This window comes from Streptococcus sp. HSISS2, from assembly GCF_000448665.1.
GTDB classification, from domain to species: Bacteria; Bacillota; Bacilli; order Lactobacillales; family Streptococcaceae; genus Streptococcus; species Streptococcus raffinosi.
On record NZ_CM002133.1, the window covers coordinates 740,580 to 741,781 of the forward strand.

At 40.8% G+C, this 1,202-nt stretch carries 1 pseudogene; it reads right to left on the reverse strand.

From position 1 onward, the window contains the following. Window positions 1–1,202: pseudogene (locus HSISS2_RS03385) on the reverse strand (GBS Bsp-like repeat-containing protein); the annotation flags it as partial.

Here is a 1,202-nt window from a genome sequence, read left to right on the forward strand (position 1 = left end):
AGACCAGATAGGTACTTGAACAGTACGGACACCTTTAGGGCTATAGACATCACTGATAATGACATCAAATGTTCCAGCATCCTTGTTATTGTTGACTACTGAAATCGTACCGACTGGTTTATTATGTTTAACGTCTACCACCGTTTCAGTGACATAGTAGCGTTTGTTAGTGTTATCTACGATATAAAGGTCAGCACGATAATTGCCAAGCGAATTCTTGTGTTCATTAGACTTGATAGTGACACGATAACTACCATCTGATTGGCGAGTCGCTTTGTGCCAGATAAGGTCATCTTGACCGTTCACAAGACTCCATGATGGCACTAAGACTTCCTTAACACCATTTGGAGCAGAAATATTACGAACAACTGCATCAAAAGTTCCCAATTCAACATTATTGTTTTCAATAATGAGACTTGCAGTAGGACGAGTTTGGGTAACTTCTACCACTTTTTCAGTAAGGTAGAAGCGATTGTTTGAGTCATCTACAATATAAGCATCGGCACGGTATTTACCAGTTGAATTCTTATGGTCTGTTGCCTTAATCGTCACACGGTAAGAGCCGTCAGCTTGACGAGTTGCCTTATGCCAGATAAGATCATCCTGACCACCAGCTAAACTCCATGAAGGAACAAGGACTTCTTTCAAACCTGTAGGAGCAACAATATTACGAACAACTGCATCAAAAGTACCTGCTGCCGTATTGTTGTTTTCAATCGAAAGGACACCACTTGGACGTGCATAGTCAACCGATACTACTTTTTCTGAAATATAGTGACGATTGTTAGAGTTATCTACAATATAAGCATCCGCACGGTAATTACCTTTATTGCCCTTATGCTCACTTGCCTTAATGGTTACACGATAGCTGCCATCGCTTTGTTTAGTTGCCTTATGCCAAATAAGGTCGTCTTGACCGTTTTCAAGGCTCCATGATGGCACCAAAACATCCTTAACACCCAAAGGTGCTGTGATATTAGTGATGACGGCGTCAAATGTACCCTTTTGGGCATTGTTATTCTCAATAGCAAAACTTGCTTTTGGTCTTAGCTGCTCAGGGGTCTTGCCAATGAAGACTTGCGTTGTCGTTCCCCTACACCAGTCAATTGTCCATCTTTCTGAACATAGTAAAGATGAACATTATAGAGACCTGTTGTGTTTTTATGAGCTGAAGCTTTTACATTGACAGTATAAGCACCATA